The sequence below is a fragment of the Streptomyces sp. 891-h genome (assembly GCF_022760275.1).
GTDB lineage: Bacteria > Actinomycetota > Actinomycetes > Streptomycetales > Streptomycetaceae > Streptomyces > Streptomyces spirodelae.
In genome coordinates this window covers 7,356,277-7,379,528 of sequence record NZ_CP050693.1, presented here as the reverse complement: position 1 = coordinate 7,379,528, position 23,252 = coordinate 7,356,277, and the positions used below count along the sequence as shown (strand labels likewise).

Annotated in this window: 22 protein-coding genes; 14 read left to right on the top strand and 8 right to left on the bottom strand. The window is 68.8% G+C overall.

Annotated elements, in window-relative coordinates; genetic code table 11:
* Window position 1 precedes the first annotated feature (1 nt).
* A complete protein-coding gene (locus tag HC362_RS32765) occupies window positions 2–604 on the bottom strand; it encodes a hypothetical protein (RefSeq protein WP_243087975.1) in 603 nt (200 codons plus the stop codon).
* A gap of 430 nt (window positions 605–1,034) precedes the next feature.
* On the opposite strand from HC362_RS32765, the gene HC362_RS32760 reads away from it, so the two are divergent.
* The 7 genes from HC362_RS32760 to HC362_RS32730 all read left to right on the top strand — a co-directional run bounded on the left by HC362_RS32760 (window position 1,035) and on the right by HC362_RS32730 (window position 8,102).
* Entirely contained in the window at window positions 1,035–1,187 is a 153-nt protein-coding gene (locus HC362_RS32760) for a hypothetical protein (protein ID WP_243087974.1), read from the top strand.
* Between the two features lie 340 nt (window positions 1,188–1,527).
* Window positions 1,528–3,153, top strand: a complete 1,626-nt coding sequence (locus HC362_RS32755) for an alpha/beta hydrolase (protein ID WP_243087973.1) — start codon at window positions 1,528–1,530, stop codon at window positions 3,151–3,153.
* A 304-nt stretch (window positions 3,154–3,457) separates the two neighbouring features.
* The gene (locus tag HC362_RS32750; protein WP_243087972.1) at window positions 3,458–4,225 is read left to right on the top strand and encodes a hypothetical protein; all 768 of its coding nucleotides are present in this window, start codon (window positions 3,458–3,460) and stop codon (window positions 4,223–4,225) included.
* On the top strand, window positions 4,225–5,778 hold the full coding sequence (locus tag HC362_RS32745) for an amidohydrolase family protein (RefSeq protein WP_243087971.1): 1,554 nt from the start codon (window positions 4,225–4,227) through the stop codon (window positions 5,776–5,778). Before HC362_RS32750 ends, HC362_RS32745 begins: the two co-directional genes overlap by 1 nt.
* Window positions 5,775–7,355, top strand: a complete 1,581-nt coding sequence (locus HC362_RS32740; protein WP_243087970.1) for a S41 family peptidase — start codon at window positions 5,775–5,777, stop codon at window positions 7,353–7,355. The genes HC362_RS32745 and HC362_RS32740 overlap by 4 nt, the downstream gene beginning before the upstream one ends.
* Before the next feature lie 73 nt (window positions 7,356–7,428).
* On the top strand, window positions 7,429–7,722 hold the full coding sequence (locus HC362_RS32735) for a metalloregulator ArsR/SmtB family transcription factor (protein ID WP_243087969.1): 294 nt from the start codon (window positions 7,429–7,431) through the stop codon (window positions 7,720–7,722).
* A complete protein-coding gene (locus HC362_RS32730) occupies window positions 7,719–8,102 on the top strand; it encodes a VOC family protein (protein ID WP_243087968.1) in 384 nt (127 codons plus the stop codon). Before HC362_RS32735 ends, HC362_RS32730 begins: the two co-directional genes overlap by 4 nt.
* Before the next feature lie 355 nt (window positions 8,103–8,457).
* Here the strand turns inward: HC362_RS32730 and HC362_RS32725 are convergent, their stop codons facing one another.
* Both HC362_RS32725 and HC362_RS32720 read right to left on the bottom strand, forming a co-directional pair.
* A complete protein-coding gene (locus tag HC362_RS32725; protein WP_243087967.1) occupies window positions 8,458–9,096 on the bottom strand; it encodes an HAD family phosphatase in 639 nt (212 codons plus the stop codon).
* A gap of 882 nt (window positions 9,097–9,978) precedes the next feature.
* The gene (locus HC362_RS32720; RefSeq protein WP_243087966.1) at window positions 9,979–10,557 is read right to left on the bottom strand and encodes a TetR/AcrR family transcriptional regulator; all 579 of its coding nucleotides are present in this window, start codon (window positions 10,555–10,557) and stop codon (window positions 9,979–9,981) included.
* Between the two features lie 89 nt (window positions 10,558–10,646).
* Here HC362_RS32720 and HC362_RS32715 point away from each other — a divergent pair, with 89 nt between their 5' ends.
* Window positions 10,647–11,528, top strand: a complete 882-nt coding sequence (locus HC362_RS32715) for an SDR family oxidoreductase (protein ID WP_243087965.1) — start codon at window positions 10,647–10,649, stop codon at window positions 11,526–11,528.
* 482 nt (window positions 11,529–12,010) lie between these two features.
* On the opposite strand, the gene HC362_RS34975 is transcribed toward HC362_RS32715, so the two are convergent.
* Both HC362_RS34975 and HC362_RS32710 read right to left on the bottom strand, forming a co-directional pair.
* Complete coding sequence (locus tag HC362_RS34975) at window positions 12,011–12,142, bottom strand: hypothetical protein (protein WP_279240163.1); 132 nt, start codon at window positions 12,140–12,142, stop codon at window positions 12,011–12,013.
* Window positions 12,143–12,307: 165 nt separating this feature from the next.
* Window positions 12,308–13,018, bottom strand: a complete 711-nt coding sequence (locus HC362_RS32710; RefSeq protein ID WP_243087964.1) for an MOSC N-terminal beta barrel domain-containing protein — start codon at window positions 13,016–13,018, stop codon at window positions 12,308–12,310.
* Between the two features lie 368 nt (window positions 13,019–13,386).
* Between HC362_RS32710 and HC362_RS32705 the strand changes: the two genes are divergently transcribed.
* A complete protein-coding gene (locus HC362_RS32705; protein WP_243087963.1) occupies window positions 13,387–13,710 on the top strand; it encodes a hypothetical protein in 324 nt (107 codons plus the stop codon).
* Between the two features lie 252 nt (window positions 13,711–13,962).
* Here HC362_RS32705 and HC362_RS32700 read toward each other — a convergent pair whose 3' ends face one another.
* Window positions 13,963–14,982, bottom strand: coding sequence for a WYL domain-containing protein (locus HC362_RS32700; RefSeq protein WP_243087962.1), 1,020 nt, complete (start codon window positions 14,980–14,982; stop codon window positions 13,963–13,965).
* 128 nt (window positions 14,983–15,110) lie between these two features.
* Between HC362_RS32700 and HC362_RS32695 the strand changes: the two genes are divergently transcribed.
* Window positions 15,111–15,848, top strand: coding sequence for an NIPSNAP family protein (locus HC362_RS32695; RefSeq protein ID WP_243087961.1), 738 nt, complete (start codon window positions 15,111–15,113; stop codon window positions 15,846–15,848).
* Between the two features lie 150 nt (window positions 15,849–15,998).
* Here the strand turns inward: HC362_RS32695 and HC362_RS32690 are convergent, their stop codons facing one another.
* The gene (locus HC362_RS32690; protein ID WP_243087960.1) at window positions 15,999–17,165 is read right to left on the bottom strand and encodes a helix-turn-helix domain-containing protein; all 1,167 of its coding nucleotides are present in this window, start codon (window positions 17,163–17,165) and stop codon (window positions 15,999–16,001) included.
* Between the two features lie 212 nt (window positions 17,166–17,377).
* Here HC362_RS32690 and HC362_RS32685 point away from each other — a divergent pair, with 212 nt between their 5' ends.
* From HC362_RS32685 to HC362_RS32670, 4 genes are all read left to right on the top strand, one after another.
* The gene (locus HC362_RS32685; protein WP_243087959.1) at window positions 17,378–18,844 is read left to right on the top strand and encodes an amino acid permease; all 1,467 of its coding nucleotides are present in this window, start codon (window positions 17,378–17,380) and stop codon (window positions 18,842–18,844) included.
* A gap of 25 nt (window positions 18,845–18,869) precedes the next feature.
* Window positions 18,870–20,129: a M20 family metallo-hydrolase gene (locus HC362_RS32680; RefSeq protein ID WP_243087958.1), complete on the top strand. Its 1,260-nt coding sequence runs from the start codon at window positions 18,870–18,872 to the stop codon at window positions 20,127–20,129.
* A gap of 16 nt (window positions 20,130–20,145) precedes the next feature.
* Window positions 20,146–20,913, top strand: coding sequence for a nitrilase-related carbon-nitrogen hydrolase (locus HC362_RS32675; RefSeq protein ID WP_243087957.1), 768 nt, complete (start codon window positions 20,146–20,148; stop codon window positions 20,911–20,913).
* Between the two features lie 148 nt (window positions 20,914–21,061).
* The gene (locus HC362_RS32670) at window positions 21,062–22,699 is read left to right on the top strand and encodes an NAD(P)/FAD-dependent oxidoreductase (protein ID WP_243088916.1); all 1,638 of its coding nucleotides are present in this window, start codon (window positions 21,062–21,064) and stop codon (window positions 22,697–22,699) included.
* A gap of 32 nt (window positions 22,700–22,731) precedes the next feature.
* Here the strand turns inward: HC362_RS32670 and HC362_RS32665 are convergent, their stop codons facing one another.
* Window positions 22,732–23,160: a MepB family protein gene (locus tag HC362_RS32665; RefSeq protein WP_243087956.1), complete on the bottom strand. Its 429-nt coding sequence runs from the start codon at window positions 23,158–23,160 to the stop codon at window positions 22,732–22,734.
* Window positions 23,161–23,252: the final 92 nt, after the last annotated feature.

Sequence of the window (23,252 nt, the reverse complement as noted above, 5' to 3'; positions counted from 1 at the left end):
TTCAGGAAGCCGGGTTGCGGACGTCGCGTCGGATGCGGTCGACCTTCTCGGCGAACGCTTTGAGGTCGTAGTCCTTCACGCTCGTGGCTGCCGCGGCGGTGTCGCCACCGTCACTGACGGAGGCGGCCGAGCCGGTGTCGTCCCAGGCACAGGTAGCGGCAACAGCGCCCCGGCCTGATTTCGGGGCCGGTATCACTATGCAGGTCAGGGGCTCGTCGGCTCCTGGCGGGGTGATGTGGTGCCGCTTGGGCGGGCTGGAAGTGTCGGAGGCGTCCACCTGACCGTCGAGCATCTTGTCCGCGGAACTGCCGTCCTCGGCGGCCGCGGAGTTGTAGCCGACGTAGAGGTAGCGTTCGTCGCCGGAGTCCGAGGCGTACCAGGCCACGTACTGGGTGTCCCCGGGGTTCAGATCGGGGTTCTGGTTCTCGGGCTTGTCACTGAGGTCCTCGTCGAGCGCAAGTCGTCCGCCGTCCACGGTTTTGGGCAGCGAGACGTGGTAGCTGCTGCCTCCGCTCTCCTCGGCCGCCCCTCCCTCCGGGCGGGAGTTCGAGTCCCGCTGCTGGCCGAGGAAGGAGAACACCGATCCGGCGGTGAGGAGAGCCACCACGACACCGACGGCCTTCCAGCCGCCCCGGTTCCGCGGGGGCGGCGGAGGAGCCCCCCATCCCCCGCCCGGCCGCCCGGGAAAGGTGGGGTACGCCGGGTACGCCGGGTATCCCGTATGGGGAGACCGGGGTGCGGGTTGGCCGTAGGGGCCACCGCCGTACGGCGGTACGGGAGGAGCACCAAGGGGCTGTTGCGGAGGCTGGGGCGGAGGAACAGTCATCGTCGAACATCGTATCCCTTGGTGTCTGTTCGACTGCGGGGAGTGGTGAACTTCTGCTTTTGGCCGCCGCACACAGGACCGACAATGGTGAGGGCATCGGCACCTCCGAACTCCGCCGCCATCACCTGCCCGCCCATTCCCCAGAGCAGAGGATGAAACACGCGAAGCCGGGTAAGTGACGGTCAGGCAGGCCGAAGAGGGGAAGCCAATGGCGTTGGGACCGCACGGCATACAAGTAGAGCCTCTGAAGTACTTCCGGGAGAACCCGCTGAGTCGCCGTGCGGAGTTGTTCCTGTTCGGCGGAGTCTTCCTCTTCAGCGTGGGCTTCCTGCTCTTCGGGCTCTTCGTCCTGGCCCCCTGACAACCGGCGGAGTGCCTCCTGCCCGGCTTCGCAGTGGAGCCGGGCAGTCGTCTGCGCCGCCGCACTGGAACGTACGGGCGCTGTCGCCCACACCCCCCTCAGCGATCTGCCTCCGCTGACAGCCGGGTGACCGATTGCCCCGGGAGGAGCAGCGGCCCCCGTGTCACACCGCCCGTAACCCCCATCGTGTCCGCTGTCCGACTGGTGTGTCCGCCCCTGGCTGCGGCGGTGCGCAGCCGTCGCGCATGCGCACGGCACGCTTGCCTCGCAGACCGAGTGCGTCTGGACCGGAGCTGTTCCGGTAGCCCCTCGCCACGTCGCGCGCTTCGGGAGGTTCCGGGTGGACAAGTTGCCGATCATCTACGTACGGGGATACGCCGGGCCGACGGCCGGTATCGACAACGTGGTGGACGACCCCTTCTACGGATTCAACCGCGGTGCCACCCACGTCCGTATCGGAGGAGACGGCGACCCTCGCTTCTACCAGTTCGAAGGTCCGCTGCTGCGGTTGATGGGCGACGAGGGCTACCGGTTGCTCGTGCAGGGAGACCAGCACCGGCACCTCCTCGACTCCGCCGACGCGGCGCTTACGCCTGCCTCGCTGTGGGTGTACCGGTTCTATGACCAGGCAGCCACCACCTTTGTCCCGCCCCCGCACGAGAACGTGTTCAAGCACCTCTGGAACAAGGTGCACCACCTGGTGGCCGCCGAAGGTTTCAACATCGAGGCGGCAGCCGTCGGCCTGTACGACCTGATCACGCTGATCCGGCAGAAGACCGGAGCCCCCAAAGTCCACCTCGTGGCCCATTCGATGGGCGGTCTGGTCGTGCGCTGCATGATGCAGAAGATCTGCTTCCAGCCACAGGAGGACGGCCGGTCCCGGCTGCCGGCCACGGACCTGGTGGCGAAGTTCTTCACCTACGGCACCCCGCACGGCGGTATCGACTTCCAGCTCGATGCCCTCGACTGGGCGCAGCAGGCCTTCGGCCCGGCCGGTTCGGACATCTTCGCCCCGGAGAAGATGTACGGCTACCTCGAGCCCGGGGCGAAGTTCGGCGACACTCCCCCGCGCTCGTCCGCCTTCGATCCGCAGACCGTGCCGGAGGAAGCCTTCCCCACCGAGAACATCTTCTGTCTCGTGGGCACCAACCCCAAGGACTACGGGCTCGCCCGGCTCACCGTCGGCCCCAAGAGCGACGGCCTGGTGTCCATCGACCACGCCTATGTGCGCCGCGCCCACCGCGCCTACGTCCACCGTTCCCACTCAGGTCCCTACGGGGAGGTGAATTCCGAGGAGGGCTACCAGAACCTGCGCCGCTTCCTCTTCGGCCCCTGGCAGGTCAGCCTCGGTCTCACCGGCCTGCCTGCCGCCGTGGACGACGAACAGTGGCAGGCGGACATGCGCCTCGCCATCCGTGGGCTTCCGGTCATCATCAGCGAACAGCAGACTTCCCACTGGTGTCCGATTCAGCTCAGCCAGGAGATCCGACGCCTGGAAGGAAGACCAGACGGCACCGTTCCGCTGGCCCGCACCTTTCTGCTGGAGCCTGCTCGCCCCGAGCCGGGGATTCCCTCGGACAAGAGTGCCGCTCCGCGGATGCGCTACAGCCTCACGCTTCGGGTGTTCAAACTCGACGGACACGACGACCACTTCCGGTTCGCCGACCATCTGGAGCAGGTGCCTGCCTGGAGCGACTCCCTCATCGTCGACATCGGGCCCGACGCCCAGGGCGGCGATGTCCAGGCATGGGCGGCGTGGAATTCCATGGTCGAGGGCTCCAGCGACAGCTTCGACCCGATCACCGACGGCCTGCCCCCGGCGCAGCGCCACCCGGCGACGATGGAGCGCGACGGCGAGGACCGCTCTTGCCGTGTCGATCTGCCTCCCACGGCGCGCGCTCTCCCCGTTCTGGGCGCGGACGCCGTGGTGAGGATTCATGTGCATGACCGCCGCACCACTCGGTGACGGATTCGTACGGCGGTCGACCCCGCCCTTGTCCCGCACATGTCATTTTGCCCTGCGTCGATGCACGCCAGGCCACAGCAGGTGTCAGCCGATCGGGGGACGCGGCGGCTCCCCGAGCTGTCGTCCTGGCTCCTCCTCTCGGCCAGTTGGCGGCTGTCGTGGTTTGTGCGGAGTGGCGGGGAGTGATCCATGGAGTCGGATCCCGTCACGGCCGACAGGCCCGCAGCTCGCCCTGGAGTGCCGAGGTGTGCTGTCGCAGCTGGGGCGACGAGTACCCGTCAGAACGGCGAGGAGGCACTGCGTCATGCGGGAGTTCGACCGCGGGCCGACGGCCCAGTTCGCGGAGCTGTTCGCGCAAGTGCCCGATCCGCCCGTCGAGTCCGCGTTCTGGTACGACTGGGGACCGATCTTCTACCGCGGCCGGCTCGACGGCTCAGCCCGTGTGCTGATCGTCGCCTCTGATCCCGGACCGACCGAGCGGATCGCCGGGCGCAGCCTCGTCGGCAACGCCGGCCAGCGGGTGCAGGGCTTCCTCACCAAGCTGGGGCTGACCCGCTCCTACGTCTGCCTGAACGCGTGGGCGTACGCGGTGCACCCGAGCCAGGCGTTCGCGATGAAGGACCGCCTGGCCGAACCGGCACAGACGCAGTGGCGGAACGCTGTCTTCGACCGGGCGACCGACCCGACGCTCCAGGCGATCGTCGCGATGGGGTTCATGGCCCGGGAGGCGGTGCGGCTGTGGACGTCACGACCGCAGGTCACGCTGGTCGAGGTGCCCCACCCCTCCAGCCATGACCCCGAAGCGCTGCTCGACGCCTGGCGCGGCGCCGTCACACAGCTGCGCGAGATCGTGACACCGGACGACGACGGTGACAACACCGGCCCCACCTACGGGGTGGACTTCGCGGAGGCCGACTACAGCCCGATCCCCCGGCGCGACCTGCCCTTCGGTGCGCCCGCGTTCCTGGGCGACGACGCGTGGGTGCGTGCCAGGCCGAGTGGAGCGCAGAACTCCGTCAGCCGCCCCTCGCCGGACGACGGGCACACGCTGGTCTGGAAGGCGCCGGACTGATGGCACTCGTGCTCCGCGGCACGGTCGTCACCTTCGACGACGAGCACCGGGTCCTGGACCCGGGCGCCGTGTACGTCGGCGACGACGGCCGACTGGCCGCCGTACGGTCGGCCGATCAGGCTCCACCCGCGGGGTTCTCCGACGCCCCGCGGATCGACACGGAGGCACTGATCCTCCCCGGCCTGATCGACCTCCACAACCACCTCGCGTACAACACGCTCCCGCTGTGGGAGGCGGTCGGTGTGCCCTACGCGCACCACGACCGCTGGGTCGGCGAACGGCATCCGCCCGACTACTCCACCTCTGTCACCTGGCCCGCCAGGGTGCTCGGTCACGCGGCGCCCGAGGCGCTGGTCAAGTACGTCGAGGTCAAAGCGCTGATCGGGGGCACGACGGCCATCCAGGGCGCCCCGCGCTCCACCCGCCCCGTCGACGGCTGGCTGCTGCGGATCATCGACAACGAGAAGCTGCCGACGGGCACCGACATGGTGATGACCGCAGCGCTCCAACTCGACGCCGAGGAACTGCGCGACAGCCGGGCGGACAAGCTCGACGGCACCCGGGTGCTGATCTACCACGTCGCGGAGGGCAAGCGTGGCTCGACCGTGCACGACGAGTTCATCGAACTCGCACCGTGTCTGAAGCCCGGCCTGATCGGCGTGCACGGCACCGCGCTGACCGGTGCCGACTTCGGGACGTGGCAGGAGGCGGTGGCGGCGATCGACGCCCGGGCGCGGGGGACGGTCGTATGGTCGCCGTTCTCCAACTACTGGCTCTACCACGAGACGACGAGCGTGGTGGACGCCGACAGGAAGGGGCTGCGGGTCGCGCTGGGCTCCGACTGGTCGCCGTCGGGGACCAAGCATGTGCTCGGCGAGCTGAAGGTCGCCGACGCCGTCAACCAGCACGAGTTGGGTGGGCACTTCAGCGACCGGGAGCTGTGCGACATGGTCACCGCCAACCCTGGTGACGCGCTGGCGACCGCCTGGGGGCCGCAGGTGGGCCGGCTGCGGCGGGGCAGCGCCGCGGACCTGCTCGTACTCGAACGCCACGACCCGGACAGGGACGTGTACCGCAATCTGATCAACGCGACCGAGCGGCACGTACGGCTGGTACTGGTGCGCGGCCGGCCGTTCTACGGGACGCCGGGGCTGATGACCGCCGTCGGTGCGACACGCACCGACACCCTCACGGTGGCCGGGCTCAAGCGCCGGGTGGCGGTACGGCAGCCGGACCGCGGCGACGCCACCCTCGACTGGCCCGGCGTCAAGCGCGCGCTGGAGAAGGTACGCGCCGATCCGGTGGCCGCCTGGCGGTCCGCGCAGGACGCGCTCGCGGACTGGGGCGGCCCGCTGGACGATCCCGAGGCGCCGCTCGTGCTCTTCGGGGACATGCCGGAGGGCGACGCCGGTACGTTCGCCGCGGCGGCGGAGGTCCCGCAGGACCTGGTCGTACCGCGCCTGGACCCGCTGACGCACGACGCCGCCTACTTCGCCGCCGTGGCCCGCAGCGGTGTGCCCCAGCTCCAGCACCTCGCGGAGTACTACACATGAGCGCGACGGTGGCGCAGCCGGCCCGCACCCTGCCCGACTCGATCGGGCTCGACGCTTTCCTGGAGCGGGCCGCCGACGACCCGCTGCCGCTCGCGGACCGCCACCGCCTGGTGGCCGCGGCCCGGGTGCTGCTCGAGGAGCTGTACGTACACCTCCCGCTGAAGCGGGCGATGCACGCCACCGACCCGGTCCAGCGCCTGAGGCTGCTGGAACGCCGCCTGAGGCCGCTCAGCGAGCCGCAGTTCCACGCCGAGCTGGCAGGTGTCTTCCGGGAGCTGCGGGACCTGCACACCGGCTACCAGCTGCCGGACCCGTACCGGGGTCATGTGGCGACGCTCGGCTTCCTCGTCGAACGCTACGTCGACCCGGACGGCAGGCCGCACCACATCGTCTCCAAGATCGACCGCTCGCTGGCGCACGCCGGCTTCGACGTCGGAGCCGAGCTGGAGACCTGGAACGGCGTGCCGATCGAACGCGCAATCGAGCGCAACGCGGCAGCGCAGGCGGGCTCCAACCCGGACGCGCGCCTGGCGCGCGGGCTGGAGTCGCTGACGCTGCGCTCGTTGCGCACCGGTCCACCGCCCGACGAGCACTGGGTACTGCTGACCTACCGCACCCGTACCGGGCGGCGCCGCGAGACGCGTCTCCCGTGGCGGGTGCGCGCCGCCGAGTTGCGCGCGGGCCGCGCGCAGGACCCGGTGCCCACACTGGCCACCAGCCTCGGCATCGACGCCGGGAACGAGGCCACGCGGCAGATCAAACGCGCGCTGTTCGCCCCGCCCCAGGCGCGGCGCCCGTCCCCGCGGGCCTTCCGCGGTGTGGTCGCCTACCGGACGCTGCGGCTGCGCGGACGTTCGTACGGATACCTGCGCATCTTCTCGTTCAACGTCTCGGGAGCCCGGCTGTTCGCCGAACAGCTGGCGCGGATGGTGGCGCGCGCTCCTGCGGAAGGGCTGATCGTGGACATCCGTGGCAACCCGGGCGGCCATGTCCCGGCGGCGGAGTCCGCGCTGCAGATCCTGAGCGGGCATCCCGTCGTCCCGGTGAGCTTCTCGCTGCCGACCACGCGCGCCGCGCTCGCACTGGCCCGGTCCAACCCGGGCTTCCGCGTCTGGTCGAGCTCGATCCGCGCCGCCGTGGAGACCGGCGAGGTGCACTCGCAGGGCTTCCCGCTCACCGACCCCGAAGCGGTCACCGCCGGACTGCCGCGCTACACCGGACCGAAGGTTCTGATCACCGACGCGCTGTCCTACTCGGCCGCCGACGTCTTCGCCGCCGGTTTCCAGGACAACGGCCTCGGCCCCGTCCTGGGGACCGCGTGGCGGACCGGGGCCGGCGGCGCCAACGTGTGGACGCACGAACTGCTGCGCGTATGGCTGCCCGAGCTGCTCGGCGAGCTGCCGCGCGGTGCCGGGTTCCGCGTCGCGCTCCGGCGCGCCACCAGGGCACGCGGCAACGTCGACGTCCCGCTTGAGGACCTCGGCGTGCGGGCGGACGAGTTGCACGAGCTGACCGAACGCGACGTCACCGGCCGCAATCAGGACCTCCTGGCGGCCGCCACCGCCCTGCTGTCGTGACTCCGCCCCGGCGCAGTGCCGGCTTCGCTCCGCGCCACCCACAGGCAAGTAACCACTTGCATATCATGTGGTTATGACGGACGATGTCTTCAAGGCCCTGGCCGACCCCACCCGCAGGACGATCCTGGACGAGCTGACAGAGCGCGACGGTCAGACCCTTTTCGAGATCTGTGCGCGGCTCACCACCAAGCACGGCCTCGCCTCGTCCCGCCAGGCGATCAGCCAGCACCTTGCCGTACTGGAATCCGCCGGACTGATCCGCACCAGGCGCCAGGGGCGCTACAAGTTCCACGACCTGAACACCGAACCCCTTGAGCACATCGTGTCCCGATGGCTCAAGCCCGAACAACCGGAGCGTCATCCATGAGAATTCAGCTTGCCAGCGTCTTCGTCGACGACCTCGACAAGGCCCTGCACTTCTACACCGAGAAGCTCGGCTTCGCGAAGAAGGCCGACATCGACCTCGGCGGAGCGCGCTGGCTGACCGTGGTCTCCCCCGAGGACCCCGACGGCACCGAACTCCTGCTCGAGCCCGACACCCATCCCGCTGTGCAGCCCTACAAGGACGCGCTGGTCGCGGACGGCATCCCCGCCACGTCGTTCGCAGTGGACGACGCACACGCGGAGTTCGAGCGGCTGCGCGGACTGGGCGTGCAGTTCGTCCAGGAGCCCGCCCGGATGGGACCGGTCACCACGGCCGTCCTGGACGACACCTGCGGCAACCTGATCCAGATCCACCAGCAGTAGGCAACGCGCCAACAACCGTGCCGGGATGCCCTGTCGGATGCTCCGCCGACCAGGCCGAGCCCAGCGGGCCGACGCACACAGCCTCCAGCCGCGGAACAGGTATGCAGCGTGACCCGAGCCCGTACCGTTCGACCACATCCGCCCTGGCGACGCCAGCTCGGGTCTCGCACCTGATCCCGGCGGCTCGCGCACCTGCCACCTGACACCTGCCGTCTCCTGCGGCTGACGACGATCCGGGACGAGTTCCCCGACATCGCATCTGTGGCGGCCAAGGACCAGACGAAGACGTTCCGCAGCGGGCTGATCAACCACTGCAACGCCTGGCCCGGCAACCACAAGGGCGGCCAGGCCGATGTCACACGAGCGGGACACGCCCTGGGACCAAGGGCCCGGCGTCCAAATGAGCCGCGATGCGCGTGACGGTCCGGGCGTTGTCCTCGAACAGATGCGCCTGCATGCCCGCCGCTTGGGCGGCCTCGACGTTGACTGCGACATCATCGATGAACAGGCAGTTCTCCGGCCGCACGTTCAAGCTGGAGCACGCGGCCTCGAAGGCACGCAGGTCGGGCTTCTCGATGCCGATCTCGTGGGAGTAGACGATCCGCTCCACCAGTTCGTCGAAGTGGTACAGCGTTGTCTCCCGCTCCCGGGCACCGACGAAGCTGTTGCTCAGGATGCCCAGCCTGCAGCGTCCCTGCAGCCCCCGCACATAGTCGATGAGGTCCTCGTTCGGCGTCCCCAGATACTCCGCCCAGAGATCAGCCATGAAGGCCTCCCCCTGGAGGGCGTCGAGCCCCAAACGAGCCACCACCTGCTCGTGCACCTCTCGCTCGCTGATGCTCCCGACGCTCCCAGCCCGCCACACGTCGCGCATCCGCTCATCGACAGTGCCCCGTGGCAGCTCCAGCCGCTCTTCCCACCGTTGCACCCATCCGGTTTCCGGCGTGATCTCCAGCACGCCGCCGATGTCGAGAATGACGCAGGTCGCGGTCATGCGGACTCCCCCTCTTCGTCCTTGGCCAGCGAGTACAAACCGCCCGCCCATGTGGATCGACAGAGACACTGTCGTCTCTCCCTCTGGGGCAAGGTCAAGCGATCTTCGAAGCTTGTTGCAGCCCTGTCGCAACCCGCCGGCCCGACTCGCTGACAAACTCTGTCCAGCTGCAGGTGCCGAGTGTTGGGCTGCGGCAGCTCCCCGTACTCTCGTCCAGAGCCAGAGGAAGAGTGGAGATGTGAGGGGGCAGTGTGACGGGAGAAGCTGGGCGCATCGGTGGAGCTGAGCCATCGGACACGGCAGTTGCCTGGTCTCGTTTTCTGGCCGGGTTGGCTCTGGCACTCGTCGTCGCGGCCGCTGTTGCGCTGCTTGTCCCCGTGCACAGTGTCGACCAAAGCGCCTACCCGCCACCCTGCGGATCGTCCGTCGCACCGAAGACTCCCTTCGTCGAGACTCCCGAGTGCAATGCGCGCCACATCCGACAGCTGGGGTACACCGGCCTTCTCCTCGCCGGAGCGCTCGGCTGCGCAATCGTGAGCTTCCTGCTTCGCGTGGAGCAGCGGTCCCGGCGCCGGGCGGCGTACGCCGGGACGGCAGCGGAAGCCCGAAACGGCGAAGAGGAGTGACACCCGCGCAGCGCGTCAGCTGACATGCGCCACTGCATTGAGCCTCCGCCAACTTGGAGCCGCGGGCCAAAGGGCCGGCGTGGACCGGCTCTCGGGGTGCTCACGCTGGTCCTGGGTGACTGTCTGCGCAGTAGGTCATCCGTCAGCGATCGGCTCCGATGTTTGTCAGGACGAGCAGGGCGTCCAGGAGGCGGTCGACGGGCGAAGTGCCCGTGGCGCCGACAGGGCCCGGCTGGCGACAGCCGAGCGGCGTCGATCAGCCCAGCGATGCAGTTGCCGCGCGCAGGTCTTCCAGGGCTGCCAGTGCGTGTGGCGCGAGCCCTTCTGTGTCGTCACGATCGCTTTCGGACCACTGGGCGTATCCCCGTTTGAACGCGAGGACTCCCAGTTCGGCCGCGAGGTGCGCGGTAGGGTCGGGGACGTCGCGGGCGATGAGCGCGGCTGTCATGGCGGCTGCGAGGCCGACGCTCTTGAGGGCGTCGCGCTCCTGTAGTTCGGTGCTGGCTGCTACGGCTGCTTTGAGGCGGGGGCCGAGTTCGCGGTTCGCCGCGCCCATGGCGCTTGATGCGCGTTCGAGACCGGCTGCTACCGCCTGGAGCGGGCTGGCGCTCGCAGGCGCCTCGGTGATGCCGTCGGCGAGCAGCCTGCTCAGCGTCTCCTGGCCGGCGACCAGCAGCTCGCGCTTGTCGGGGAAATACCGGAAGAAGGTGCTCTTGGTGACGCCGGCGCGCTCGGCGATCTGCGTCACCGTGGTGGCGTCGTACCCCTGCTCGGTGAACAGGTCGACGGCCGCAGCGACGAGTCGTTCGGCAGCCCCTGGTTGCCATCTTGCCATGAGACCAGGATAGGTGATGGGACACCTGTCCCGTCACCGGTGTATGGTCAGTGACGGGACAAGAGTCCCATCACTTCCAGGGAGAGCTCATGCATGTCTTCGTCACCGGCGGTACCGGCACCATCGGCTCCGCTGTCGTCGCCGAGCTGCTCGGCAACGGCCACACCGTTCTCGCACTGGCTCGCTCGGACGGCTCCGCACAGACCCTTGGGAGCGCCGGCGCCAAGGTGCTGCGAGGAGACCTGGCCGACCTCGACGTCCTGCGGTCAGGCGCGGCGCAGTGCGACGGCGTGATCAGTCTGGCGTTCGGACGCGACTACAGCAGCCCGGACGCACTCACGCAGGCCATCGCCGAGGAGAGCGCCGCTCTCACCGTGCTGGGGCAGGAACTCATCGGAAGCGACCGCCCGATCGTCACGGTCTCCGGCACGCCCTGGGTGCCGGGGCGGGCGTCCACCGAGGCCGATCCACTGCCGACCGACGGACCGGTGGGCGGCCGGGGCCGTTCGGTCAACGCGCTGCTGGACCTCGCCTCGCGAGGTGTGCGCAGCACGGCTGTCCGTATGCCGCGCACGGTCCACAACCAGGGCAAGGGGGGCTTCGCCGGCCTGTTGACCGATCAGGCGCGCCGCACCGGGGTGGCCGGCTATCCGGGCGACGGCACCCAGCGCTGGCCGGCCGTGCACGCGCTCGACGCAGCGGTCCTGTTCCGCCTGGCCCTTGAGTCCGCGCCGGCCGGGACGGCCTGGCATGCCGTCGGTGACGAGGGCGACGCGGTGCGGGACATCGCCACAGTCATCGGCCGGCGACTGGGCCTGCCGGTCGAGGAGGTTCCGCAGGACAGCTTCGGCCCGTTCGGCCCGATTTTCGCCATGGACCAGCCGGCGTCCAGCGCCCACACCCGCGATGCCCTCGGGTGGCAGCCGACCCACTCCAGCCTCCTCGAGGACATGGAGAACATTCAGCCCTGACGCACGCCGGTTCGAGGGGACCGTCTGTGGTCGGCTCAATGAGTTACTGGCAAAGGGCTCGAATGCCCGGTGCCGGGATACTCGAAGTTGTCGTGGTGACTGTCTGCTGCGCAGATCCGTCAGCGATTGACTTCGAAGTCCGTCAGGACGAGCAAGGCGCGCAGGAGGCAGGCCGCATGGGCGGGGTCCGCGCGGAACTTGGTGAGGTCCGCCAGTTCTTGAAATGGGCGAAGCCGTGTTCGGCCGGTGCCCGTTCGACGGCGAGGACCCGGTTGGCGGTCTTCTGGCCGGGGTGAGCTTGTGGGTGCGGCCGGCAGGGAAGCCGGTGACGATCACAGGATCGAGTACGTCGTTGTCCAAGCCGCGAAAGCCCAGGTCCGCCCAGGCCCCGAGGCCAGCGGCGCGCAGGTGAGTCAGGATGTGATCCTGGCGGGCGGCGGTGATGTCGTGAGTGCGGCCGGGCCGGGCGGCGGATATCCAGATCACCCGGCCCGCTCGTCGGTCAGAGCGAGGAAGCGCAGGCCGTACCGGCGGTGTTTACCCGAGTAGTTGCGCCGGTCGGCTTTTCCGGTGCGGCGCCGGGTGGCGATGAGGGTGCCGTCGATCAGAACCACCGGGAGGCGTATGCCTTCTCGGCGCGCACCCGTCTCGGTCGGGTCCGGGGCGGCCTTCCGAGTTCGAGGCGGAGACGCTCGGACGCCTCCCAGGACGGGCTCAGGCTGCGGGGGGAATCACCGCGCTGACGCCGTCCCGGCTCTCTGCCCGCTTTCGAACAACCGTCAGAGCAGAACGACGGGGTCTCCGGCCCGCACCTGCCCTGGCGACACAACGGTGGCCAGCCCATCCAAGCGCATGTCGTGCGCTTTCGTGATGGCCCGCAATACCAGCGAGGAGTGCGGGAGGTCCTGCTGAGCCTCGTTGGTCATCACGCATCGCTCACTCGACCGCACGAACTCGATGCACACCGCGTCGCCTATCCGCGCCTTGCTCCCGAACCACTCGTCCTCCACGAACGGAGGAGTGCCTGGCGGCGTCCGTACCAGGAGGTTCGGCCGGAAGCGTCGCTCATCGACGGGTACATCAGGCACCGCCGAACGCACCCAGTCAAGGGTGGCCGTGGTCAACACGCTGATGGGCAGTTGGTCGAAGTGAGAGATTGCCGCCTCGCGAGCCACCTCGACGTCCTCGCGACCGAGGTAACGGCGAAGATAGGCATTCGGATCCGGTACCATCGTGCCTCTCGGGTCGAGCAGTTCAGGCTCATCAGCGTCGTCCACGTAGCGGGAACGCAGCTGCAGCAGCCCCGGCATTCTGCGGAAGCGACGGGTGTTCTTCCCCGAGCCGAACTTGCCCTGAGCGTCGCGCACCGCGAAGAGACGGTCGCCGACAAACCCTCTTTCCTCGACCTCCGCTCGGTCGAGGATCTCGCCCCCTGTCGACTTGATCGGATACCGCCAGATCCGTTCGATCACACCCGCTTCGGTCTCCATCCGGATGAGGCTACAAGAGCGAGGTCGTACTCACTGGCCGGGCAGGACCGACCCGAGCCCGGACACGCCGCCGACCCGGACGAAGGTGAGATCCCCGCGGTCCGGCGTGCGAGGGGCGCGCGGTTGATCTTCGACCGGTCCCTCGGTCCCTTCAGCCCTTCCGGCCCGCGTCGCGACTCCGGCCGGGCGCTATCAACCCGGGACTTCCTGTCCGTGCTCCAACGCTTTTGAGTCAACAGCGGTGCCTTTTCTTGTTCTGCGACGGAATGCCGGGCATGTCCGTGCTGAGAGGTCGTTCTCGCCTGGTCCCGGCGCTGCGTGAGGCGGCGGTGAGCGGGCGAAGGCGGGCCTAGAGGAAGGGAATCGCCATGAGCCTGCGATCGCTTGTCCGTCGTCCGGTCATCGCCGCCGTCACCGTGGGACTCGCCGCCGCGACGTCGATCGGGGTCACCGCGCCGGCGTCCAGCGCCGTCGCATTCCGCGACTACCGGTGCCGGCACCTGGACTACGACTCCCGTCTCCACATGCTGGACGGATTCAACTGCACGCCCTTGTTCATCAACCACGAACCCATGGAAAACACTCTGATCACGAAGCCGGGCAGCAGGCGCTGGCTCTACGAATGCGAAATCGTCAAAGAAGTCGTGGGCAGCAACAACGATATCGTCGGCTCACGCTGCACCCCCATCTGAGGTTGCCCCGTAGATGCTCTCTGTCGTGCTGGATGGCCTGCTGGTTGCTGCGTCACCCGGCTAGGACGGGGTTGCGCAGGCGGGCGATGCCGAGCATGGCGGCGTCGATGACGACCTGATGGCGGGCCGCATGCCTGGAGTATCCCCGACTGCTCGGCGATGGTGTGGCCGCGGGTGGGAACTGCTTGCGCCGCTGGAGCGCAGGCGCAGGGTCGGTGGGCGATGGTGCGGTCGGGCGTCAGGGGTCCCGTCTCATTTGATGTCGCCGGCGAGGGAGCCGGTCGCCTGAACCACGCCGGCGGATCCGTAGGCTCTGGCGAGTACGCCCACTGTGTCGGCCATGGCTCGGCGCAGTTCGGCCGGTGCGACGACCTCGACGTGGATACCGAGCCGCAGCAGCTCACCGCACGCGTGCTCGGTGCTCTCGGTCGGGATGACCGCCTCGACCCATCCTTCGTCCCCGACGGCGGTCGCGGTGGAGTCGACTGCCCGCACCACCTCCGGAGGGACGTTGTCGGGCAGGCGTCGGCGTCCCTCCGGGGACAGGCGGACGGTGGCTGTGCCGGTGTAGCGGCGCGTCTGGAAATCGTCGAGGTAAGAGGTCCAGTACGCGCCCAGGTCGAAATCCTGCGGCCGGTCGAACCGCTCGTCGCTCAGCACCGCGTCGAGCACTTGGGTCACCCGGTAGGTCGCGATCCGGTTCTTCCCAGCGGCCACGAGGTACCAGACACCGGACTTGAGTACCAGGCCGTAGGGGCGAAGGCGGCGGCGCACCTCTTGCGGCGCGCGCCAGCGACGGTAGCGGACGTCTACCGCACGCTGGGTGATCACCGCATCGACGAACAAGGGCAGATACGGCGTCTGCTCGGGTTCCCGGTACCAGCCGGGAGCGTCCAGATGGAACACCGCAGCGGTCCGCGCGGCCTCCTCACGCAGCCCCGTCGGCAGCGCGGCCAGCAGCTTCAGCCGTGCTGCCGTCACCTCCGCCGCGAGTCCCAGGTCGGCGGCGGGGCCGGGCAGCCCGGCGAAGAACAGCGCCCGCGCCTCGCCCTCGCTCATCCCGGTCAGACGGGTGCGATAGCCGTCGACCAGCTGATAGCCGCCTCCGCGACCCGGTTCCGAGTAGACCGGGACCCCGGCGGCCTGCAGACGCGCCACGTCACGGTATGCGGTCCGCACAGAGACGCCCAGCTCATCGGCGAGCCCTCGCGCGGACATACGGCCACGGGATTGCAGCAACAGCAGCACCGACAGCAGTCGACCGGCAGACATGCGCGCATTCTCTCCCGGAACCCTGACAGCACCTGGCACACGGCTCCCCTACCGTCAGCTCGCGCCCGGCTCCGACCGAAAGAGCCGGCATCACGTGCCCGCAGAAGAGAACTCAACAGGAGCCTGCCGTGCCCCCTACCAACCCTGCCGACGGCCTCGCCGTGATCGAGCTCCGCCAGTACACGCTCCGCTCCGGTAAGCGCGACGAACTCATCGAGCTGTTCGACCGGGAGTTCGTTGAAACCCAGGAGGAGGCCGGGATGGTCGTGCTCGGCCAGTTCCGGGACCTCGACGATCCGGATCGCTTCGTCTGGCTGCGCGGGTTCCGGGACATGGCGGTACGGCACCAAGCCCTCACAGCCTTCTACGGCGGCCCCGCCTGGGCCGAGCACGGCCCTCAGGCCAACGCCACCATGCTCGACTCCGACGATGTCCTCCTCCTGCGTCCCCTCTCGGAGGAGAGCGGCTTCGCCGTCTCCCCGTCCGAGCGGCGCCAGGCCGGTGCTCCGGGACCAGACCGATTCGTGTCCGCCACCGTGTGGTCCTTCCCTCCCGGACGACACGACGGCATCGCACTGATCCGGGACGGTCTCCTCCCCCTGCTCCACAAGACGGGACCCGAGCCGCTCGCCGCCCTCACCTCCGAGACGGCGCACAACACATTCCCCAGGCTGCCGGTCCGCACCGGGGAGAACGTCGCCGTGGTCCTGACCTCGTACCCCGACGAGAGCGCGTACCGACGGCACCTCGCTGACGTACTGGCCCATCCCCTCGCCCACGAGGTCCTGCCGGGCATCGAGCGAGAACGGACAACAGCCCCCCGGACCCTACGGTTGGCGCCGACAGGCCGCTCGCTCATCTCCTGAACCTGTTTCATCCCAGGTGCCGACCAATCCGCAAGCAGGCCGACGACCTGGAGCTGCCGGCCACCAGCGGTGTGTTGCGCCGACTGGACGAGAAGGAGGGGCCCGCAGGGCTTCGCCAACACCGAGGCCGTGCCGCTCGCCCACCGTTCGTCAGGGCCGTGTGCCCTGCCACTTCAGGGCGATGATCACGGCAGCTGCGTCGTAGGGCCGTTGAACGTCGAGGCCCGTGTACTTCTCGAACGCGTTCAGCCGGTTCAGCACAGTGTTGCGGTGACACTTCAGTACGCGGCCCGTGTCGCCCAGGCTTCCCGTCTCCAGATAGGTGCTGACGGTTTCCAGGATCTTCCTGCGCTCCAGGTCCGTGCACCTCTCGAGGTACGGGAAGACGATCTGGCCCAGGTCGCATCCCACCCCGGCGAGGAGATGCCGGGTCACCGACCGCCAGCGGTCCGACAGGGTGGCCACGTCCGAACTGTCCATCGGCATGTCGATCATGATCTCCCTGGCGGCCGACGCGGACTCCCGGACTCGCGCCAGCCCTCTGGCCACCGGTGCGACCGCGACCGCCACGTCGGCGAAGAGATCTTTCGCGGGAGGTGAGAGCCGCCCCAGTGCCACCTCGTTCGTCGGCCAGATGAACAGCGTGTGGTGGCCCATGTCATAGGCGAAATAGGTGTGGGCGCACCGGGCGGCGCCACGGATCCGGCGGCGCACCTCGACACCGTCGTCACGAGAGACCGCGGCCACGCAGAAATTGCCGTGCGGGGAGACGCGCAGCGCGCCGGCTATCCGTTCCAGGGCGGCTTCGGTCGGCCTCGCCGGCGCGAGCAGCTGGGACAGATACTGCCGCTGGAGGTCGGCGTTGGCCTGTTCGATGGCAAGTTGCTCCGCGAGATAGTGCTCCTGCACATGGGCCGCGAACTCGTCCACCGTGCTCCACACGCGCCCGGCGTTGCGCACGAGCAGGGCTGGGTCCGCCCCGCAGGACGGTTCCGCCAGGTGCTCCCACAGCACCGTGAAGTCCAAGCGGACGGCGCGCAGCAGGCTTTCCAGCGGAACGGCCTGCCGGGCGCGCCGGGTGCCCACCGACTTGGCGATGGAGGCCAGTCTGCTGGTGGTCCCATCCGAGCGCAAACTGTCCAGTATCGCCGTGAACGACTCCACACTCGCCCGCCGCAGATCTTCCGCCGTCAGGTCGGAATCGGCGTAGGAAGGGTCCGCCATCGTGCGGGCGAGGAATTGTTCCACCATCGCGCCCAAACGACCGCGCGTCCGCTCGACGAGGTCGTCCCAGCGCCGGTCCTGCTCTTCGGACACGCGTGCCTCCTTCCTTCCAGCGCAAGCCCCGGAATTCTACGTCGTCCTCTGACCACCGCACACCACCCTCCCTCCCCCTTTTCACAGGCCGCGGTGTTGTGCAGACGCCAAATTTTTGCCGCTGTGCGCAGTGCAACTTTTCATTGTTCGTTCCCCGGCCCACTGTCAATCTTCCGGTTGCGCACCCTCGGCGCCGGAAAAAGGAGGAGCTCGTGGCAGTGGAAGCGGGCACGGAAACAACGCACCCGGGTGGTTCCGATGCGGCGGATCCCGGATACCGAAAGGGGTTTTCCCATCGCCAGATACAGATGATCGGTATCGGCGGTGCCATTGGTACGGGTCTTCTGCTCGGCGCGGGTGGACGGCTTGCCTCTGCGGGCCCGTCCCTGGCATTCGTCTATGCTTTCTGCGGCCTCTTCGCCTTCTTCATTCTCCGGGCGCTCGGCGAACTCGTGCTGCACCGGCCGAATTCCGGCTCCTTCGTCTCCTACGCGCGTGAATTCTTCGGCGAAAAGGCCGCTTTCGTGACCGGCTGGGTGTACTCGGTCTCCTGGGCACTCACCGCCATCGTCGATATCACCGCGGTCGCCACGTACTTCCACTACTGGCCGGCGCTCACCAGCGTGCCGCAGTGGCTGCTGGCCCTGACCGCGCTCCTCGTCGTGACGTGCGCCAACCTCGTCTCCGTCCGGCTCTTCGGAGAGCTGGAGTTCTGGTTCGCCCTGATCAAGGTCGCCGCGATCGTGGTCTTCCTCGTCGTCGGCGGTGTCATCCTCGCCGCCGGATTCCCGGTGGACGGCCACGACGCGGGCATATCGGTGGTGGCCGAACACGGCGGAGTCCTGCCGAACGGACTGCTCCCCGTAGTGATCATCATGCAGGGTGTCGTCTTCGCCTACGCCGGCATCGACCTGATCGGCGTCGCGGCGGGTGAGACGGAGAACCCGGCAGAGGTGATGCCGCGGGCCGTCAACGCCGTCATCGTGCGCATCGCGGTGTTCTACGTCGGCTCGACAGCGCTGCTGGCCCTGCTGCTGCCGTACGACTCCTACCGGGCCGGCGAGTCGCCGTTCGTGACCTTCTTCACCAAGATCGGCATCCCCGGAGCAGGCGGGGTGATGAACCTGGTGGTGCTGACCGCGGCGCTCTCCAGCCTCAACGCGGGTCTGTACTCCACGGGACGCATCTACCGTTCGATGGCCCGCACCGGGACCGCGCCCCGGTTCATGAGCGGCCTCAGCCGACAGGGTGTGCCGTACGGCGGTGTCCTCTTCACGGCTGTGCTCGCACTCGTCGGCGTGGGGCTCAACGCGGTCGTCCCCGAGAAGGCGTTCGAGATAGCGATCAACGCGACGGCCCTGGCGATCCTCTGCACCTGGGCGACGATCGTGCTCTGCCAGCTGCGCCTCTACCGCTGGTCACAGGAGGGCAGGGTGCCCAGGCCCACGTTCCGCCTCCCCGGCGCCCCTTGGACGTCGTACCTCACCCTCCTCTTCCTGCTCGGCGTCCTCGTTCTCATGCTCTTCGACTACCCCGTCGGGACCTGGACCGTCGGCACGCTGGTCCTCATCGTCCCGGCACTCGTCATCGGCTGGTACGGCGTTCGCGGCCGGGTTCTCGTACCCACGGACGACCGCAGCCCAGCCGGGTCGGCTCCTTCGTCTTCCCCACGCGACTGACCTCACTTTTCAGGAGATTACGCACATGATGCGCGAGCACATCACCACGCGTTCCGACGCCGACCTGTTCCTGCGGGACTTCCGCTCGTTGAGCCGGATCGGTGAGACGCCTGGCGGTGGCGTCGACCGGCAGGCCGCAACCGTCGCCGACGCCCAGGCACGGTCCTGGTTCACGACCTTGCTGGCCCAGTACGGCTTCACCGTCGAGGTCGATGCGATCGGCAACGTCTTCGGGCTGCTGGAGTGGAACCCGGGTGCGCCGTACGTGCTGGTCGGCTCCCACCTCGACAGCCAGCCCCTGGCCGGCAAGTTCGACGGGGCCTACGGTGTCGCGGCCGCCCTCCACGCGTGCCGCCGTCTGGCCGCCGGCCGCGACGCCGGGCACCGGCCCAAGTACAACCTGGCGGTGGTGGACTGGTTCAACGAGGAAGGGTCCCGGTTCGCCCCCTCCATGATGGGCAGCTCCGTCTTCACCGGGAAGATGACCGCGGCGGAGGCCCTCGCCACCCGGGACGCGGACGGGGTGACGGTCGCCGAGGCCCTGGCCTCCATCGGGCACACCGGTTCCGGGGCCGGGCCGGTGGCCGCCGCGTGCGCCGAGATCCACATAGAGCAGGGACGGTCCCTGGAGGACTCCGGCACGGCTATCGGGCTCGTCCACTCCTGCTGGGCGGCGGAGAAGTTCACCGTCACCGTGCACGGCGAGCAGGCACACACCGGATCCACCGTCATCGCCGACCGCCGCGACGCCCTTCTCGGCGCCTCCCGGCTGGTGGTCCTCCTGCGCGAGCTGGCCGACCGCTACCCCGACGGCGTGCTGCACACCTCCGTCGGACAGCTCACCGTGCTGCCCAACTCGCCCGTCGTCGTACCCCGCCAGGTCGATCTGACCATGGATCTCCGATCCGCCGACGAAGGAGTCCTCGCCGAGGCCAAGCAGTTGCTGGAGCAGGGAGTCAAGCTGATCGAGGACGAGGTGAACGTCCGGATCGAGGTCGACGGTTCCCACGCGTGGGGTGTCCGTCCGTACCCGACCGCGGGCGTGGGCCTGGCTCGCGCGTGTGCGGACTCCCTCGGGGTGAGCTGCCGGCCTGTGCACACGCTGGCCGGACACGACTCCATCAACATGAACGACGTCGTACCGACGGTCATGCTGTTCGTCCCGAGCCGCGAGGGGGTCAGCCACAACGAGGGCGAGTTCACCGAGGACGCCGACCTGTGTGCCGGAGTCGATGTGCTGACCGAGGTGGTACGACGGCTGTGCGAGGGCGCGCTCGATGCCTGAGTCCGGACGTTTGACGGTGGCGGTCCTACAGGCCACCGGCGTGGTCGGGGATGCCACCCGCAATCTTGAGACCGTCGAGAGGTTCGCCCAGCGGGCAGCAGCGCGCGGTGCGCAGCTTCTGGTGACACCCGAGCTGTTCGTGAGCGGTTACGACCCCGCGGCCGTCGCCGATGACGACGGAGCCGAACAGCGCGAGCGGCTCGCCGCCCTCGCACGGTCCGCGGGGGTGGCGATCGTCGCCTCGACCGTCGACGACCACGGTGGCGAACGCTTCATCAGCGCCTCGCTCTTCGACCGCAACGGATGCGAACTGACCAGATATCACAAGAAGCATCTCTTCGGCACGGTGGAGAACACATACTTCACGCCCGGTCGGCAACGCCCCCGGGTCGTTCCTCTGCACGGTGTCAGGGTGGCGCTCGGCGTCTGCTTCGACGTGGAGTTCCCCGAGTTCACCCGCTCGGTTGCGCTGTCCGGCGCCGAGCTGCTGTGCGTGCCCACCGCGGTTCCGCTGCGCGCACCTGTCGACGGGCACCCCGCGCCGTTCGACACCCGTCTCGTCCCCGGCATGGTGGTGCCCACCCGGGCGCTGGAGAGCCAGATCTTCATCGCCTACGCCAACCACACGGGACCCGGCTTCGCCGGGCTGAGCTGCCTCAGCGATCCCTACGGCAGGCGCGTCGCGGCCGGTGAGACACGCGAGGAACTGGTGGTGGGCGACATCAGCCGCAACCTCCTGCGTGCGGCACGCCACGACACCGACTACCTCGCCCTGCGCGGCTGAACCGGCTGCGACCGCCTCGCTCCGCGCTGCCGACCGTACTACCCCAAAGCGACACCCTCTCCTTCCGTACAACCGACCCGCGCCGGGCCCTCCCGGCACGAGCCTTTCAGGACATCCCGTGAACACAACCCCGCACAGCGGCATCAGCATGCTGGTCCCCGACTTTCCCTTCCCCTACGACGAGTACCTGGCCCACCCCGACGGGCTCGGCTCGATCCCGCCCGAGCAATACGGCACGGAGGTCGCCGTCGTCGGCGCCGGCATGTCAGGACTGGTGGCCGCGTACGAGCTGATGAAGCTGGGGCTGAAGCCGGTCGTGTACGAGTCCGCCCAACTCGGCGGCAGGATGCGCGGTGTCGTCCCGCCCGGCACCGACCACCCGGTGGCCGATCTCGGCGGAATGCGGTTCCCGCTGTCCGCCCGGGCGCTCTTCCACTACATCGACCTCCTCGGCCTCGGCACCGAGCCGTTCCCCAACCCCCTCACCCCCGCGTCCGACAGCACCGTGATCGAGATCGCCGGACGCAAGCACTACGCCGAGACCCCCGCCGACCTGCCGCAGATGTTCCACGATGTCGCCGCGGCCTGGCAGGGCTGTCTCGAGGAGCGCGCCCACTTCAGCGCGATGCAGCAGGCGATCGCGGCGCGCGACTACGCCACGATCAAGAAGCTCTGGAACGAGCTCGTGCCGCGTCTGGACGACATGTCCTTCTCGCACTACCTCGCCACTTCCCAGGCGTTCTCCGCGCTCCCCTTCGAATACCGCGAGGCGTTCGGGCTCGTCGGCTTCGGCACGGGCGGCTGGGACACCAACTTCCCCGACTCGATGCTCGAGATCCTGCGCGTGGTGTACGTGGGCGCCGAGGACGAGCAACAGCGGATACTCGGCGGTGCCCAGCGCCTCCCCCAGCTCCTGTGGCAGCACGCACCCGACCAGCTCGCGCACTGGCCCGCCGGAACCAGCCTCGCCTCGCTGCACGGCGGCTCACCCCGCGGTGCTGTACGGCGCATCCGACGGGCCGACGGTGGGAGCAGTGATATCGAGATCACGGACCGCTGGCGCAGGGCCTCGTCCTACCCCGCGGTGATCGCCACCTGCCAGTCGTGGCTGCTGTCAGCGCGGATCGACACGGACGAATCGCTGTTCAGCCACAAGATGTGGACGGCCATCGAGCGGACGCACTACATGCAGTCGTCCAAGACGTTCGTCGCCGTCGACCGGCCCTTCTGGAAGGACGTCGATGCCGTGACCGGCCGGCATGTGCTCAGCACCACGCTCACGGACCGGCTCACGCGTGGCACGTACCTGCTGGACGACGGCCCCGACAAGCCGGCGCTGATCTGCCTGTCGTACACCTGGAACGACGACGCGCTGAAGTGGCTGCCGCTCGATGTCGACGAACGCGTGCGCCTGATGCTGCACTCCTTGAAGCAGATCTACCCGGACATCGACATCGCGTCGCACATCATCGGCGAGCCGGTCACCATCTCCTGGGAGGACGACCCGGACTTCATGGGCGCCTTCAGCGACAACCTGCCCGGCCACTACCGCTACCAGGAGCGTCTCTACACCCACTTCATGCAGGACGGCCTCGACCCGGCCCACCGCGGCATCTTCCTCGCGGGCGACGACGTGTCCTGGACCGGCGGCTGGGCCGAGGGCGCGGTCACGACTGGTCTGAACGCCGTCTGGGGCGTCATGACCCAACTGGGCGGCAAGACCAGCGCGGCAAACCCCGGGCCGGGCGACCGCTTCGACGAGCTGAAGCCGATCAGGCTCGCGTAGCGGCTCTCCGGCCAGGGCGAACGGTGGTGGCTTCAGGGGTGGTAGAGCGCCCGCGCACGGGCGGAATCGACGGGGTGGTCTTCAGGAAGGTGCAGGAAGTAGTCGACCTGCCAGGCCTGTGTGCTGCGGGCCTGGCGGGCGGTCGTGGTCACCCAGGGCGGATAGACACGGAAAGCGCGCTTCCCGCCGACACCACCTTGCGAGAGGATGCCCCGTTCGCCCAGTACGTCACGCGGAAAGACGAACTGTCCGAAGTGGTGACCGTCACGGCAGCTGACGACGATGAGGTCGAGGGGATCGCCGACGTCGAACGGCTGGATCGGCCCCTGCGCTGATCTCTTCCACACGGTGACGAACTGGCCGACCTTGGTGGGGGTGGTCTTGGCCGCACGGAACCGCACCGACAGACCGTCCACTGTCAGTTCATGGGCCCCGTACTCGGCGCCTTCAGCTTCGGCCACCGGCTGCGAGCATGCGAAGCCGTTCGGGTCGTAAACCAGTCTCTTCGCGGCAAGAAGGTCAGCATGGGCAGGACCCAGGTCGAACCAAGGCT